Raw genomic sequence first — 15,628 nt, 5'->3', positions numbered from 1 at the left:
TTTTCCTTAATATGCGCGCAGTGTCTGAAAAACCGAGGCCAGAAGACGAGCATCTTTGATGCCCGGCTGTGACTCCACACCTGAATTAAAATCGAGACCGGCACAGCCGACTTGCGCCGCCTGGACGCAGTTATCGGCCGCCAGCCCGCCCGCCAGTAACACATTATCCAGCGGTTGCCCCTGTAGCAGTGACCAGTCGAAGCGCTGCCCGCTGCCGCCTTGCCCATTGTCGAAAATGTATTTATCGACATGGTGGTAATCGCGTGCGGGAAGGGCATCGCTAACGCTCAGCGCCTTCCAGATTTGCACCTGTTTGGGCAACGCCTCGCGCAGCGCGTTGACATACGCCTGGTCTTCGCTGCCATGTAGCTGTACGGCAGAAAGCGGCAGGACGGCAGCTTTCTGGCAAACATCGGCGATATCAGCGTCCTGGAAAACGCCGACATACTGCAATGGCGCGGCGCTTATCACTTCTCGCGCCTGCTCAACGCTCACCGCGCGCGGAGATGAGGGTACAAAAATCAACCCGCCATATATTGCGCCAGCGTCACAGGCAGCTTTAGCGTCCTGGGCGCGGGTCAGGCCGCAGACTTTATTCTCGCCAAGCAGCACGCGACGGACGGCGGCGTTAAGATCGTCATGCGCCATTAACGCGGAGCCAATTAAAAAACCGTTGGCGAAGTGGCTCAGTTCGCGTACCTGACCATAGGTGTTAATCCCGGACTCGCTGATGACAGTCACGCCGTGGCCCAGTTTTGGCGCCAGCTGGCGGGTGCGATTCAAATCAATCGACAGATCGCGCAGATCGCGATTGTTGATACCTACCACTTTTGCGCCTAACGCTATCGCGCGCTCCCGTTCTTCGTCATTACTGACCTCCGTGAGCACGCCCATTTTCAGACTGTGCGCGACGGCGGAGAGTTGGCGATACTGTTCGTCATCTAGAACCGAGAGCATCAGTAAACAGGCATCGGCCTGATAGTAACGGGCAAGGTAGATCTGATAGGGATCGATAATAAAATCCTTACACAGAATCGGCTGCGGCGCGCTTTGGCTAACGACCGGCAGAAAATCGAAGCTCCCCTGAAAATATTTTTCGTCGGTGAGCACCGAGATTGCCGAGGCGTAATGTTGATAAATACTGGCAATACGCGCCGGATCGAAATCATCGCGAATCACGCCTTTTGATGGCGATGCTTTCTTACACTCCAGAATAAAGGCGGTACGCGCGCCCTGGAGCGCATCATAAAAATGGCGTGTACTTGGCTGGATCTCATTTTGAAAACTGGCCAGCGGCTGTTGCTGTTTGCGGGCTTCTACCCAAATCGCCTTGTCTGCGACGATTTTCGCTAAAACGGTTTGCATTATTTACCCTCTTGCCGCCAGTGCGGTGACTCTGTCATATGCGGTGCCGTTGCGCAGAACATCAAGCACGGCTTGCGCGTTGGCTTTGAGATCTTCCTGACCATGCAGACGCATCAGCATCGCCACGTTGGCGGCGACGGCGGCCTCATGCGCGGCATCGCCTTTACCTTGTAATAACCGCGTCAGAATGTCACGGTTTTCTTCCGGCGTGCCGCCAGCCAACTGATCCTGATGGTAAGGCGTCAGGCCAAAATCCTCCGCCGTAAGTTGATAGCTTTTAATTTCGCCGTCATGCAGCTCCGCGACAATCGTCGGCGCATGGAGCGAAACCTCATCCATGCCGCCGCTATGTACTACCGCCGCGCGCTGATAGCCCAGTACCCTTAAGGTTTCCGCAATCGGCAGCACCAGTTCCGGACTATAGACGCCAATCAATGCCAGCGGCGGATGCGCCGGGTTGATCAGCGGGCCGAGTACGTTGAACAGGGTTCGCGTTTTTAACTGTTGGCGAACCGGCATCGCGTGACGGAATCCGGTGTGATATTTCGGCGCGAACAGGAAACAGACGCCCAGTTCATCTAACGCCTGACGTGATTTATCGGCGTTCATATCCAGATTAATACCGAATGCCGCCAGCAGATCGGATGACCCCGATTTGCTGGACACGCTGCGGTTGCCGTGTTTCGCCACTTTCAGTCCACAGGCCGCCGCGACAAAGGCGCTGGCGGTAGAGATATTGATACTGTTACTGCCATCGCCGCCGGTACCAACGATATCCGCAAACAGATACTCCGGGCGCGGGAACGGGGCGGCATTTTCCAGCAACGCAGTGGCGGCGCCGGCAATTTCATTGGGATGCTCGCCGCGAATTTTCATGCTCACCAGCGCGGCAGCGAGCTGTTCAGGCTTAAGTTCGCCGCGGACGACCGCCGAAAACAACTGATGGCTCTCTTGTTGCGTCAGAGTTTGCGCCTGATAGAGTTTCTCCAGAATCGGCTGTAGGGTGTTGGTCGGCTCCAGCTTTTGCTGCGCCCAGGCTAATGTTTGCTCCAGTAGACGCGCGCCCTGCGTCGTCAGGATGGACTCAGGATGAAATTGAAAACCGCAAACGCGATCCGCATCATGACGTACCGCCATCACCATGCCGTTGAAATGGGCGTTAATGGTTAGCCCGGCAGGAACATTACTGCCGACCAGCGAATGATAACGCGCGACCGGTAGCGGATTCGCCAGCCCGGCGAACATCGCCTGACCGTCATGCTCAATGCTGGAGGCTTTGCCATGCAGGATTTCTCCCGCCTGACCGACATAACCGCCGTAAGCTTCGACAATCGCCTGATGCCCCAGACAAATGCCGATGATCGGTAACTTGCCGCGTAGTCGGGTCAGCAGCTCCGGCATACAGCCTGCCTCGCTGGGAACGCCCGGACCGGGGGAGAGCATTAGCACCGGATTTTTCATTGTCGCCAGGCGATCGATAAGCGTCTGCGCCGGAATATGGTTACGGTAAATCACCACGTTATGACCGTTGGTCCGTAGCTGATCTGCCAGGTTCCAGGTAAACGAGTCGATGTTATCGAGCAGCAGAATATCAGCCATCAGAAGGTCTCCTGTGCATGATGCGCGGTGGCGATAGCACGCAATACGGCGCGCGCTTTATTACGGGTTTCATCGGCTTCAGACTGCGGAACAGAGTCCAGCACGATTCCGGCGCCCGCCTGTACGGTGGCGATACCGTTCTCCACCAGCGCGGAGCGGATAACAATACAGGTGTCCAGATCGCCGTGGGCGGTGAAGTAACCGACAGCGCCGCCATAGCTGCCGCGGCGCTGTCCTTCCGCATCGGCAATCAACTGCATGGCGCGTACTTTCGGCGCGCCGCTCAGGGTGCCCATGTTCATGCAGGCGCGATAGGCGTGCAGCGCGTCGAGATCGTGACGCAGTTCGCCCACCACCCGGGAAACCAGATGCATCACGTACGAATAGCGGTCAACTTTTGTCAGATCGGCAACGTAGCGACTGCCCGGCGTACAGATGCGCGCCAGGTCATTGCGCGCCAGATCGACCAGCATCAGATGTTCGGAAAGCTCTTTATGGTCGGTACGCATGTCCAGCTCAATACGGCTGTCGAGATCTCTGTCCAGCGTACCATCGGCGCGGCGACCGCGTGGACGGGTACCCGCGATGGGGTAAATTTCAATCTGACGGCTGGTGGCGTCATATTTCAGCGAGCTTTCCGGCGACGCGCCGAAAAGCGTGAAATCATTATCCTGCATAAAGAACATATACGGGCTGGGGTTGCTCTTTTTCAGCACGTAGTAGGCAGCCAACGGCGACGGGCAGGGCAGTGAAAAGCGGCGCGACGGCACCACCTGAAATATCTCCCCCGCGCGGATGGCTTTTTGCAACTGGCGTACCACCGCGCCGAACGCGTCATCGCTTTGATTGCATTCGCAGCGCATGTCCGGCACCTGCGTCACCGGCAACGGCGGCGCAGGCTGGGTTAACTGTTGGCTAAGGTACGCCAGGCGGGCGTTCAGACGCTGTTTTTCCCGGTCGCTGGCGGTGAACAGACTGGCCTGAATACGGGTGCTTTTTTTCTGATGATCTATCACCATCAGCGTTTCCGCTAAATAAAAGCAGTAGTCCGGGCAGTTATTGCCAGCCTCAAGGTGTGGCAGTGCTTCAAAGCCAGCGACCAGGTCGTAGGCAAACAGACCGCCGAAAAACATAGCCTCCCGCTCTTGCGTCGGTATGTTCACCACTCCCTGTAACAGGCGGAACGCATCAAATACCGACAGAGAGCATAAACGGGCGTCTTCATCTAATAATGGGCTGACGGGCGAAAAGCGTAGAATGCGACCGGCAGGCAGGACCTCGTTCTCCACGCCAGCGGGCAGGGCGGTATCCAGTAGCGGCAATAACGAGGCGCCATTATCAGATAACGCCTGAATAGTGACAGTGTCACCTAAAGCGGTAATGCGCAGCGCGCTATCTACCAGCAGCAGGCTTTTTAAATCGTCTTTACTGTCGATATCTGCGGATTCCAGCAGCAGCGTTGCCGGGCGATCGCCGCAGACCTGATGAAAAAGCGCCGTTGGGTTTTCCCGGTAGGCGGCATCGCAGGTCAACAGTTCGAGCGTGGGTTTTGGTGTTTGCATGGTTATTCTCATTATTTTGTTCAAAAAAAAGCCCGCTTAACAGGCGGGCCGGGTATCGTTTGGCTGATTACAGCTGTTCATACACCGCCCGCTATCAGGAAGTGCGCCACCAACCGTGTAATGCAAATGTCGCTGCCATTTTAGATACCCTCTTCATGTGAACTTTCGTACTAGTTAACTAGTTCGATGGAATAATGTCAACACCTATTTCAGTATATTTGCCGGAACCGTTATGATGTACATGACATACCTTTATCTCTATGGGAGCCGCCTTGAGCGACACGAATTACGCAGTGATTTACGATCTGCACAGTCATACCACGGCGTCCGATGGACTGTTGACGCCAGAAACATTAGTACACCGTGCGGTAGAGATGCGAGTCGGCACGCTGGCGATTACCGATCATGACACCACAGCCGCGATTCCTGCGGCAAGAGAAGAAATTTCACGTTCCGGGCTGGCCCTGAATCTTATTCCCGGCGTGGAGATTTCAACGGTCTGGGAGAATCATGAGATTCACATTGTGGGTCTGAATATTGATATTGCGCACCCGGCAATGCGCGATTTTCTGGCGCAGCAGACACAGCGGCGTCAGGCACGCGGTCGGCTCATTGCGGAGCGTCTGGAGAAAGCCCATATTCCCGGCGCGTGGGAAGGGGCATTGAGACTGGCCAATGGCGGCGCGGTGACGCGCGGCCACTTCGCCCGCTTTCTGGTGGAGTGCGGCAAAGCCGCGACCATGGCGGATGTTTTTAAAAAATATCTCGCGCGTGGGAAAACCGGTTACGTTCCGCCGCAGTGGTGTACAATAGAACAAGCTATTGATGTCATTCATCATTCTGGCGGTAAGGCGGTGTTGGCCCATCCGGGACGCTACGACCTTAGCGCTAAGTGGCTGAAAAGATTAGTGGCGCATTTTGCCGACCATCACGGCGACGCGATGGAAGTGGCGCAGTGCCAACAATCGCCCAATGAACGCACCCAACTGGCGACGCTTGCGCGCCAGCATCATTTATGGGCATCGCTTGGATCTGATTTCCATCAGCCCTGCCCGTGGATTGAGTTGGGGCGTAAACTCTGGCTGCCCGCTGGCGTTGAAGGCGTATGGCAGACATGGGAACAGCCGCAAATATCACAGTGAGGGAAGTATGAGCCAGTTTTTTTATATCCATCCGGATAACCCACAGCAACGGCTGATTAATCAGGCCGTCGACATTGTGCGTAAAGGCGGTGTTATTGTTTATCCAACCGATTCCGGCTATGCCCTTGGTTGTAAAATTGAAGACAAAGGCGCAATGGAGCGCATTTGCCGCATCCGTCATCTGCCGGACGGCCACAACTTCACGCTGATGTGCCGCGATTTGTCCGAGTTGTCGACCTATTCCTACGTCGACAACGTGGCGTTTCGTCTGATGAAAAACAATACGCCGGGTAATTACACCTTTATCCTGAAGGGGACAAAAGAGGTGCCGCGCCGTCTGTTGCAGGAAAAGCGTAAAACCATCGGCCTGCGCGTACCGTCAAACCCGATTGCGCTGGCGTTATTGGATACGCTGGGCGAACCAATGCTCTCGACGTCGTTGATGCTGCCTGGCAGCGATTTTACCGAGTCGGACCCGGAGGAGATTAAAGATCGGCTGGAGAAGCAGGTGGATCTGATCATCCACGGCGGTTACCTCGGTCAACAGCCTACCACGGTAATCGATTTGACCAATGACTCCCCGGTGGTGCTGCGCGAAGGCGTCGGCGACGTTACACCTTTCTTATAAGGGCGTAAGTCTGTATACTACGCGGCCTTAAAATGGCGCGGCAACGCGCCGTTCATTCTCCTGTTCGACGCCTGTGAAGGCGACACCTGAAGGAAGCTCTATGAGCGAAAAGTTACAAAAAGTGCTGGCGCGCGCTGGCCACGGCTCTCGCCGTGAAATCGAATCCATTATTGAAGCGGGACGTGTCAGCGTTGACGGTAAAATCGCCACGCTTGGCGATCGTGTTGAAGTCACTCCCGGTTTGAAAATCCGTATCGACGGTCACCTGATTTCGGTGAAAGAGTCGGCGGAACAAATTTGCCGCGTTCTGGCCTATTACAAACCAGAAGGTGAACTGTGTACCCGCAATGACCCTGAAGGGCGGCCAACCGTTTTTGATCGCTTACCGAAACTGCGCGGCGCGCGGTGGATTGCGGTAGGACGTCTGGATGTCAACACCTGCGGGCTATTGTTATTTACCACCGACGGTGAACTGGCGAACCGCCTGATGCACCCTAGTCGTGAAGTTGAACGTGAATATGCCGTGCGCGTGTTCGGTCAGGTGGATGAATCGAAACTGCGTGATTTAAGCCGTGGCGTACAGTTGGAAGATGGTCCGGCGGCATTTAAGACCATTAAATTCAGCGGCGGCGAAGGCATTAACCAGTGGTATAACGTGACGCTGACGGAAGGACGCAACCGCGAAGTTCGCCGACTGTGGGAAGCGGTAGGCGTTCAGGTCAGCCGTTTGATCCGCGTTCGTTACGGCGATATCCCGCTGCCGAAAGGCCTGCCGCGCGGCGGCTGGACTGAGCTCGACCTCGCGCAAACGAACTATCTGCGTGGTCTGGTAGAGCTCCCGCCGGAAACCTCGTCGAAGGTTGCCGTCGAAAAAGACCGTCGTCGTATGAAAGCGAACCAGATCCGTCGGGCGGTAAAACGCCACAGCCAGATAGCTGGCGGACGCCGCTCCGGTGGGCGTAATAACAACGGGTAATCTCTACCGCGGTCTATAGGCTGAGAATCATCAGACAAGAGGGTTTGTGCCGGATGGCGGCGCAAACGCCTTAATCCGGCCTACGGTTAATAATCAATTCCCATCTGGGCTTTTACGCCCGCGTCGAAAGCATGTTTAACCGGACGCAGTTCGCTGACGGTATCCGCAAGATCAAGAATATCCCGGTGACAGCCGCGACCTGTAATAATCACCGTCTGGTGACCAGGGCGCGCGTTTAGCGCGCTTATGACCTCTTCCAGCGGCAAATAGTCATACGCCACCATATAGGTCAGCTCATCCAGTACCACCATATCAAGCCGCGGATCGGCCAGCATCCGTTTACCATGCTGCCAAACGGCCATACATGCTGCAGTGTCTGCCTCGCGATTTTGCGTCTCCCAGGTAAATCCCGTTGCCATCACCTGAAATTCGACGCCATGCGGTTCCAGCAGATTACGCTCGCCGTTGGGCCAGGTGCCCTTAATAAATTGCACCACACCTACGTTTTTACCGTGTCCTACGGCGCGGGCGGCAGTCCCGAAAGCCGCCGTGGTTTTGCCCTTACCATTGCCAGTAAACACGATAATAATACCGCGCTCTTCCTGTGCCTGGGCGACACGGGCGTCAACCCGATCTTTTACCTTCTGCTGGCGCTGCTGATAACGTTCATCACTCATTGGGCGATTCCTGGTTTACGGCCCGGTTGGGCGTCAAAGGTCATACCGGTTTTACGGCGACTGTCGTCGCCCATAAGCCACAGGTAAAGCGGCATAATATCGGCAGGCGTTTTTAATTTCTGTGGATCTTCCGTCGGAAAGGCGCTGGCGCGCATACTGGTGCGCGTGCCGCCCGGGTTAATGCAGTTAACACGCAGAGAACGGTTCTGGTATTCGTCCGCCAGCACCTGCATCATTCCTTCAGTAGCAAACTTCGAGGTGGCATAGGCGCCCCAGTTGGCGCGTCCCTGACGGCCAACGCTTGATGACGTAAAGACCAGCGAGCCGGCATCGGACTTCAGCAATAACGGTAACAGCGCCTGGGTGAGCATAAAGGTGGCGTTAACGTTTACCTGCATGACATCCTGCCAGATCTGCGGATCTTGTTCGCTCATTGGACCGATTTCCCCCAGTAGCCCGGCATTGTGCAGGACGCCATCCAGGCGGGGATAGTGCGCGGCGATGCGGTCGGCCACTTGCCGGCACTCTTCAGCGGTGCAGGTCAGCAGATCGAGCGTAAACCACTGTGGTTGAACATGTTGCTCGTCAGCAATGTGCTGCGCGACCCGACGCAGTTTCTCTTCGTTACGTCCCAGCAGAATCACCGTTGCGCCGTAACGCGCATACGTGAGCGCGGCTTCCCGCCCAATGCCATCGCTGGCGCCAGTGACCAGAATAATGCGGTTTTGCAATAGATCTTGTTTCGGTTGGTAATGCATGGCTACTCCTCAACGGCGTGGTACACCGTCCTGCCAGGTTGTCTTATCTTCGCGTTAACTTTTCGGGTTTATGCCTGAAAGCGCCTTTTTTTTCAATCAGACAGGGGCGATAACGCCGTAAAATGAACGTCTTGTCATACTTTTTCTTCCTCAACAGGCATACGGATGAAGAGAGACTGGCTTCGATGCCTGTTGTACACTGAGCGCAAGTCGCGTTATTTAATCAAGGTGGGAGTCGTGGAATTGTTGTCTGAATATGGCTTATTTTTGGCAAAAATCGTCACCGTTGTGGTGGCCATTGCCGTCATTGTGTTGCTGATCGTGAATGCTACGCAACGCAAACGTCAGCGCGGCGAGCTGCGCGTGACCAATTTGAGCGAGCAGTATCAGGAGATGAAGGATGACCTTGCTGCGGCGTTGATGGATGGCCATCAGCAAAAACTGTGGCATAAAGCGCAGAAAAAAAAGCATAAGCAGGAGGCGAAAGCCGCCAAAGCGAAAGCGAAGCTGGGGGACATTGCGACATCGGACAAACCGCGCGTATGGGTGATAGATTTCAAAGGCAGTATGGACGCTCACGAAGTTAATGCGTTACGCGAAGAGGTCACGGCGGTGCTGGCAGTGGCGAAACCCGGCGATCGGGCGGTTGTGCGTCTGGAAAGCCCCGGCGGCGTTGTGCATGGCTATGGCCTGGCGGCATCGCAATTGCAGCGCCTGCGCGATAAAAATATTCCGCTGACCGTGACGGTGGATAAAGTCGCGGCAAGCGGAGGCTACATGATGGCCTGCGTGGCGGAAAAAATTATTGCGGCGCCGTTCGCTATTGTGGGGTCAATTGGTGTTGTCGCGCAAATTCCGAACTTTAACCGCTTTCTCAAAAGTAAAGACATTGATATTGAACTGCATACCGCAGGGCAGTACAAACGTACCCTGACATTGTTAGGCGAGAATACGGAAGAAGGGCGGCAGAAGTTTCGTGAAGATCTCAACGAAACGCACCATCTGTTCAAAGAGTTTGTGCAACGGATGCGTCCGGCTCTGGACATTGAACAGGTCGCCACGGGCGAACACTGGTACGGTCAGCAGGCGCTGGAGAAGGGGCTGGTTGATGAGATTAACACCAGCGATGAGGTTATTCTCGGCCTGATGGAAGGGCGCGAGGTGCTGAATGTGCGCTATATGCAGCGTAAAAAACTGATCGATCGTGTTACCGGCAGCGCGGCGGAAAGCGCGGATCGGCTGCTGCTGCGCTGGTGGCAGCGTGGACAAAAGCCGTTGATGTAAACCGCTATTGCCGGATGGCATTCAGTGCCATCCGGCATGGATTAATCAACCAGGTGATACTTCTCAGACAGCACATGCGCCAGGTGTTTAAACATGTTAAACACCGCGGTGCTTTTAGGGGTCGGTAACCCTTGCTCGTCTAAAAAGTAATCGCCGCTGAAAACCAGCACGCCATTTCTCTGCGTTACGCCGGTGGCGACAATACCTGCCATCGTGTCTTCATGTTCCCGAATAATTTTGTTGGCTTCAAGCAACAGTGTTTCGCGATCGATAGGTTGCGTCTCTTTATGCATTTTTTACTCCTTAAACAAGGAGATTAGTCTACGCTGAGCACTTCTGATGGGCAAATATTCTCACAGGAAATTGATGGATTTGTCATGTTGCGTTCACTGGCAAGATTTGTTTTTGCATGCTAATAAAGTTGCGTATCGAATTTTATCAGGTACAGTGTGACGCTTTCGTCAATCTGGCAACAGAATTGCTTGACATTCGACCAAAATTCCGTCGTGCTATAGCGCGTGTGTGCAAAAAAGCCTGTTAACTCAGTCACCTGAGGGTTACATTTCGTACACAAAGCCAGTACAAGGGGTTGATATCCGCAGACGCAGAGACCATATATCGTTGTCTCGTCGCCAGTGGAAGGTGAATCAACGTGCGACGCATTCCTGGAAGAATCAACTTAGGTAAAGGTGAATATGGGTAAAGCTCTTGTCATCGTTGAGTCCCCGGCAAAAGCCAAAACGATCAACAAGTATCTGGGTAATGACTACGTGGTGAAATCCAGCGTGGGTCATATCCGTGATTTGCCGACCAGTGGCTCAGCAGCTAAAAAGAGCGCCGACTCTACCTCCACCAAAACGGCTAAAAAGCCCAAAAAGGATGAACGTGGCGCTCTCGTCAACCGTATGGGGGTTGATCCGTGGCACAACTGGGATGCGCACTATGAAGTGCTGCCCGGTAAAGAGAAGGTCGTCTCTGAACTGAAACAGTTGGCGGAAAAAGCCGACCACATCTATCTCGCAACCGACCTTGACCGCGAAGGGGAAGCCATTGCATGGCACCTGCGGGAAGTGATCGGCGGCGATGACGCGCGCTACAGTCGCGTAGTCTTTAACGAAATAACCAAAAATGCCATTCGCCAGGCGTTTGAACAGCCGGGCGAGCTGAACATTAACAGGGTCAACGCCCAGCAAGCGCGCCGCTTTATGGATCGCGTGGTAGGCTATATGGTCTCGCCGCTGCTGTGGAAAAAGATCGCCCGTGGTTTGTCGGCAGGTCGAGTTCAGTCTGTCGCGGTCCGTCTGGTCGTTGAACGCGAGCGCGAGATTAAAGCGTTTGTTCCGGAAGAGTTCTGGGAAATTGACGCCAATACGACGACGCCGTCTGGCGAGGCGCTACCGCTACAGGTCACGCATCAGAACGACAAGCCATTCCGGCCGGTAAATCGCGAACAGACGCTTGCCGCCGTCAGCTTGCTGGAAAAAGCGCGCTATAGCGTACTGGAGCGTGAAGACAAACCGACCAGCAGCAAACCTGGCGCGCCGTTTATCACCTCCACGCTACAACAGGCGGCCAGCACCCGGCTGGGCTTTGGCGTGAAGAAAACCATGATGATGGCGCAGCGTCTGTATGAGGCGGGCTACATCACCTATATGCGTACCGACTCCACCAATCTGAGTCAGGATGCGGTCAACATGGTGCGTGGTTATATTGGCGATAATTTCGGCAAGAAATACCTGCCGGATAACCCGAACCAGTACGCCAGCAAAGAAAACTCTCAGGAAGCGCACGAAGCGATCCGTCCTTCCGACGTTGCTGTCATGGCGGAGTCGCTGAAAGACATGGAGGCTGACGCGCAGAAGTTGTATCAACTAATTTGGCGTCAGTTTGTCGCCTGTCAGATGACGCCAGCGCAATATGACTCTACTACGCTTACCGTTGGCGCAGGCGAATTCCGTCTGAAAGCGCGTGGGCGTATTTTGCGCTTTGACGGCTGGACAAAAGTGATGCCGGCGCTGCGTAAAGGCGATGAAGATCGCACATTGCCTGCCGTGAATAAGGGCGATGCGCTGACGCTACTTGAATTGACGCCTGCTCAGCACTTTACTAAACCGCCAGCCCGGTTTAGCGAGGCTTCTCTGGTTAAAGAGCTTGAGAAGCGCGGTATTGGTCGTCCGTCTACCTATGCGTCGATTATCTCGACCATTCAGGATCGCGGCTATGTTCGCGTTGAAAACCGTCGTTTCTATGCGGAAAAAATGGGTGAAATCGTCACCGATCGGCTGGAAGAAAACTTCCGCGAATTGATGAACTACGATTTTACCGCGCAGATGGAAGATAGTCTGGATCAGGTTGCAAATCACCAGGCCGAGTGGAAAGCGGTACTGGATAACTTCTTCAGCGATTTTACTCAGCAGCTCGATAAAGCCGAGAAAGATCCGGAAGAAGGGGGGATGCGCCCTAACCAGATGGTGCTGACCAGCATCGACTGTCCAACCTGTGGCCGTAAAATGGGAATTCGTACTGCCAGTACGGGGGTTTTCCTTGGATGTTCAGGTTATGCGCTTTCGCCGAAAGAGCGTTGTAAAACGACCATTAACCTGGTGCCGGAAAATGAAGTTCTGAACGTGCTGGAAGGCGACGACGCCGAAACCAACGCCCTGCGCGCCAAACGTCGCTGTCAGAAGTGCGGTACGGCGATGGACAGCTATCTGATCGATCCGAAGCGTAAATTGCATGTGTGTGGTAATAACCCGACCTGTGACGGCTACGAGATTGAAGAAGGCGAGTTCCGCATCAAAGGGTATGACGGCCCGATCGTTGAGTGTGAGAAATGTGGTTCCGAAATGCACCTGAAAATGGGGCGTTTTGGTAAGTACATGGCCTGTACTAACGACGAATGTAAAAATACCCGTAAGATCTTGCGTAACGGCGAAGTTGCGCCGCCGAAGGAAGATCCTGTTCCATTGCCGGAACTGCCGTGTGAAAAATCGGACGCGTACTTTGTGCTGCGCGATGGTGCCGCAGGGATATTCCTGGCGGCCAATACGTTCCCGAAATCACGCGAAACGCGCGCGCCATTAGTCGAGGAGCTATACCGGTTCCGCGATCGCCTGCCGGAAAAACTGCGTTATCTGGCGGATGCGCCGCAGCAGGATCCGGAAGGCAATAAAACCGTTGTTCGCTTTAGCCGCAAAACAAAACAGCAGTACGTTGCGGCGGAAAAAGACGGGAAGGCGACGGGATGGTCAGCGTTCTTCGTCGACGGCAAGTGGGTTGAAGGCAAGAAATAACCCCTGCCTGTCGTCACTATAGTCAAGCGGGCCGCGTAAGCGGCCCTTTTTTATATACCCTTCATATTTAAAGTGGCTTATGTGTTGGCTACGGATTACTCGGCCCATCCATGGGCCTCGTCCTGACGGGCCGTCGCACGCGACGTTCAAATCTGCTCCCGGCAGATTTGTCGCTCATCCCAGTCACCTTATGCTCCTGGGGACTCACTCTCTTGCCGCCTTTAAGCACTCGAATTATTTTGGGTATAGCGGCCTTATTATTTTATCGCGCTGGCTATACAGTTCAGATATAAATGATATAGTGGTTATAGTTAACACCTTTTTTATTATTAAATCGTATTAGCAGCCCGATTAAGTCTGCAGATAAACGATGGCCTGATGGCGCTAATCTGGATGATGTATTATGAAATTGCAGCAGCTTCGTTACATTGTTGAAGTGGTTAATCATAACCTTAACGTCTCCTCTACCGCTGAGGGGTTGTATACTTCCCAGCCGGGGATCAGCAAGCAGGTTAGGATGCTGGAAGATGAGCTTGGCATCCAGATTTTCGCCCGCAGCGGTAAGCATCTGACTCAGGTGACGCCTGCAGGACAGGAGATTATTCGTATTGCGCGTGAGGTGCTTTCCAAAGTCGATGCCATTAAGTCGGTCGCCGGCGAGCACACCTGGCCGGATAAAGGCTCGCTCTATATTGCGACTACCCATACTCAGGCGCGTTACGCATTGCCAGGCGTGATTAAAGGCTTCATCGAGCGTTATCCGCGCGTTTCGCTGCATATGCACCAGGGGTCGCCAACGCAGATTGCGGAAGCGGTATCGAAAGGGAACGCCGATTTCGCGATTGCCACGGAAGCGCTGCATTTATATGACGATCTGGTGATGTTGCCATGCTATCACTGGAACCGTTCGATAGTGGTGACTCCGGATCATCCATTGGCGGCAACGTCTTCCGTAACGATTGAAGCGCTGGCGAAGTATCCGCTGGTGACGTATACCTTCGGCTTTACCGGGCGTTCCGAACTGGATACCGCTTTTAATCGCGCAGGGTTAACGCCGCGGATCGTCTTTACAGCAACCGATGCGGATGTGATTAAAACGTATGTCAGGTTGGGGCTGGGCGTTGGCGTCATTGCCAGCATGGCGGTCGATCCGCTTGCCGATCCTGATTTAGTGCGGATTGACGCGCACGATATTTTTAGCCACAGCACCACAAAAATTGGTTTTCGCCGTAGTACTTTTTTACGCAGCTATATGTACGATTTTATCCAGCGTTTTGCGCCGCATCTGACGCGTGATGTGGTGGATACGGCGGTGGCGTTGCGTTCTAATGAAGAAATTGAAGCGATGTTTCAGGATATAAAGCTGCCTGAAAAGTAATAGCACCGTCGGTTTGTGTCGTAGTGGCATGGCAGACAAAGCCGCTTTTTGCAATATCCCTCAAAGTATTACGGGTAATGATCAGCAAAATAGTGTTGAATTACCCGTCCCGCCAGTTTCTTTTTCCAAATAGTTATCTTGAGTCAAAAGATTGATTTATTCACTGGCAACGATTCGTAAATTGACTGGATTTTTGACTAAAGTTTATTTAGGATTTGTCTCATCTGATGATTAATTGTACCGATTGTTTGGTGCTGAAATGATAAGTGATACCGATAGCATGAGGTTAGTAATGCCTTCTGAAAACCAGGAACCGCGCCGCGACCCTGAGCTCAAACGTAAAGCATGGCTGGCGGTTTTTGTGGGTTCTGCGTTGTTCTGGGTAGTGGTAGCGCTTGTTATCTGGCATTGGTGGGGCTAAGTGAGCATTACGTCGGAACGCGAGCGCGTGGTCGCGCCCCCGATTCAATCTTGTGACGATGATAACACCCCGGATACGACCGTTTTCCGGTCTGTTCCGCAACACTGGACGCTCACACCGCAGCAGCGGGCATTTATTGATGCTTTTGCTGACGAGGTGTCACAAAAATAATATTCGTCTTTTTATTGGCGTTACTGTTTTATTAACGCTGTCTTATTACACCGCAGCAACCGTGTGCTGAGCGCCTCTCAGTATTGATTAAACACAGTTGGTGTCGCCTATGTTAACGTCAAATATAAAGTATTGGTCATGGACTGGCGCGTTTATATTATCGCTACTGTTCTGGGCCGAGTTAATCTGGATTGCCGTCTAATCTCGTCAAAGCCCGATAATGCGCTATTTATCGGGCTTTTTCATCTTCGCTCCTCGCCTGTTAGGTTTCTCCTCTTTTAGCAATTTGGGTTGTTACCAAAACGTTACATTTTGTTTGTGTTATCTTTAATACAACCCTGTGGAGAATCAGGGTAACGCAACCCTGTCATTTA

Annotated in this window: 16 protein-coding genes and 1 other annotated feature; of the genes, 9 read left to right on the top strand and 7 right to left on the bottom strand. The window is 53.7% G+C overall.

Going from position 1 to position 15,628, the window contains the following annotated elements; genetic code table 11:
• Positions 1-6 precede the first annotated feature (6 nt).
• From trpCF to trpL, 4 genes are all read right to left on the bottom strand, one after another.
• The gene (gene trpCF, locus OLG56_RS11915; protein ID WP_001195293.1) at positions 7-1,365 is read right to left on the bottom strand and encodes a bifunctional indole-3-glycerol-phosphate synthase TrpC/phosphoribosylanthranilate isomerase TrpF; all 1,359 of its coding nucleotides are present in this window, start codon (positions 1,363-1,365) and stop codon (positions 7-9) included.
• A gap of 3 nt (positions 1,366-1,368) precedes the next feature.
• Positions 1,369-2,964, bottom strand: a complete 1,596-nt coding sequence (gene trpD / locus OLG56_RS11910) for a bifunctional anthranilate synthase glutamate amidotransferase component TrpG/anthranilate phosphoribosyltransferase TrpD (protein WP_000763491.1) — start codon at positions 2,962-2,964, stop codon at positions 1,369-1,371.
• The gene (gene trpE / locus OLG56_RS11905) at positions 2,964-4,526 is read right to left on the bottom strand and encodes an anthranilate synthase component I (RefSeq protein ID WP_207011584.1); all 1,563 of its coding nucleotides are present in this window, start codon (positions 4,524-4,526) and stop codon (positions 2,964-2,966) included. Before trpE ends, trpD begins: the two co-directional genes overlap by 1 nt.
• Before the next feature lie 22 nt (positions 4,527-4,548).
• Positions 4,549-4,644 (bottom strand) — a sequence feature (Trp leader region).
• Positions 4,621-4,665, bottom strand: a complete 45-nt coding sequence (gene trpL, locus OLG56_RS11900) for a trp operon leader peptide (protein WP_010989026.1) — start codon at positions 4,663-4,665, stop codon at positions 4,621-4,623. (Overlaps the previous feature by 24 nt.)
• A 121-nt stretch (positions 4,666-4,786) precedes the next feature.
• Between trpL and rnm the strand changes: the two genes are divergently transcribed.
• From rnm to rluB, 3 genes are all read left to right on the top strand, one after another.
• Positions 4,787-5,668 carry an RNase RNM gene (gene rnm, locus OLG56_RS11895; RefSeq protein WP_000500448.1) on the top strand — a complete coding sequence of 294 codons (882 nt, stop codon included), beginning with the start codon at positions 4,787-4,789 and terminating at the stop codon, positions 5,666-5,668.
• 7 nt (positions 5,669-5,675) lie between these two features.
• Positions 5,676-6,296, top strand: a complete 621-nt coding sequence (locus tag OLG56_RS11890) for an L-threonylcarbamoyladenylate synthase (protein WP_000077250.1) — start codon at positions 5,676-5,678, stop codon at positions 6,294-6,296.
• Between the two features lie 100 nt (positions 6,297-6,396).
• Positions 6,397-7,272 carry a 23S rRNA pseudouridine(2605) synthase RluB gene (rluB, locus tag OLG56_RS11885; protein WP_001291233.1) on the top strand — a complete coding sequence of 292 codons (876 nt, stop codon included), beginning with the start codon at positions 6,397-6,399 and terminating at the stop codon, positions 7,270-7,272.
• An 86-nt stretch (positions 7,273-7,358) separates the two neighbouring features.
• On the opposite strand, the gene cobO is transcribed toward rluB, so the two are convergent.
• Together cobO and OLG56_RS11875 are read right to left on the bottom strand one after the other, a co-directional pair.
• Positions 7,359-7,949, bottom strand: a complete 591-nt coding sequence (gene cobO, locus OLG56_RS11880; protein WP_001278862.1) for a cob(I)yrinic acid a,c-diamide adenosyltransferase — start codon at positions 7,947-7,949, stop codon at positions 7,359-7,361.
• Positions 7,946-8,707, bottom strand: a complete 762-nt coding sequence (locus OLG56_RS11875; protein WP_000559310.1) for a YciK family oxidoreductase — start codon at positions 8,705-8,707, stop codon at positions 7,946-7,948. Before OLG56_RS11875 ends, cobO begins: the two co-directional genes overlap by 4 nt.
• 237 nt (positions 8,708-8,944) lie before the next feature.
• On the opposite strand from OLG56_RS11875, the gene sohB reads away from it, so the two are divergent.
• Positions 8,945-9,991, top strand: coding sequence for a protease SohB (gene sohB / locus OLG56_RS11870; RefSeq protein WP_000422082.1), 1,047 nt, complete (start codon positions 8,945-8,947; stop codon positions 9,989-9,991).
• A gap of 41 nt (positions 9,992-10,032) precedes the next feature.
• Here sohB and OLG56_RS11865 read toward each other — a convergent pair whose 3' ends face one another.
• Positions 10,033-10,284: a YciN family protein gene (locus tag OLG56_RS11865; protein ID WP_000548616.1), complete on the bottom strand. Its 252-nt coding sequence runs from the start codon at positions 10,282-10,284 to the stop codon at positions 10,033-10,035.
• A gap of 402 nt (positions 10,285-10,686) precedes the next feature.
• On the opposite strand from OLG56_RS11865, the gene topA reads away from it, so the two are divergent.
• The 5 genes from topA to ymiC all read left to right on the top strand — a co-directional run bounded on the left by topA (position 10,687) and on the right by ymiC (position 15,456).
• Complete coding sequence (topA, locus tag OLG56_RS11860; RefSeq protein ID WP_000513593.1) at positions 10,687-13,284, top strand: type I DNA topoisomerase; 2,598 nt, start codon at positions 10,687-10,689, stop codon at positions 13,282-13,284.
• A 403-nt stretch (positions 13,285-13,687) separates the two neighbouring features.
• Positions 13,688-14,662, top strand: coding sequence for an HTH-type transcriptional regulator CysB (gene cysB / locus OLG56_RS11855; RefSeq protein WP_000776232.1), 975 nt, complete (start codon positions 13,688-13,690; stop codon positions 14,660-14,662).
• A 280-nt stretch (positions 14,663-14,942) separates the two neighbouring features.
• A complete protein-coding gene (locus OLG56_RS11850; protein ID WP_213083417.1) occupies positions 14,943-15,083 on the top strand; it encodes a YmiA family putative membrane protein in 141 nt (46 codons plus the stop codon).
• On the top strand, positions 15,084-15,254 hold the full coding sequence (locus OLG56_RS11845; protein ID WP_000029025.1) for a YciX family protein: 171 nt from the start codon (positions 15,084-15,086) through the stop codon (positions 15,252-15,254). It abuts the gene before it with no gap.
• A gap of 109 nt (positions 15,255-15,363) precedes the next feature.
• A complete protein-coding gene (ymiC, locus tag OLG56_RS11840) occupies positions 15,364-15,456 on the top strand; it encodes a small membrane protein YmiC (protein WP_223148964.1) in 93 nt (30 codons plus the stop codon).
• The last annotated feature ends 172 nt before the right edge of the window (positions 15,457-15,628 follow it).

The sequence above is a fragment of the Salmonella sp. 2018103 genome (assembly GCF_026247685.1).
Classification (GTDB): domain Bacteria; phylum Pseudomonadota; class Gammaproteobacteria; order Enterobacterales; family Enterobacteriaceae; genus Salmonella; species Salmonella enterica.
This window is presented reverse-complemented; position numbering and strand designations above follow the sequence as displayed.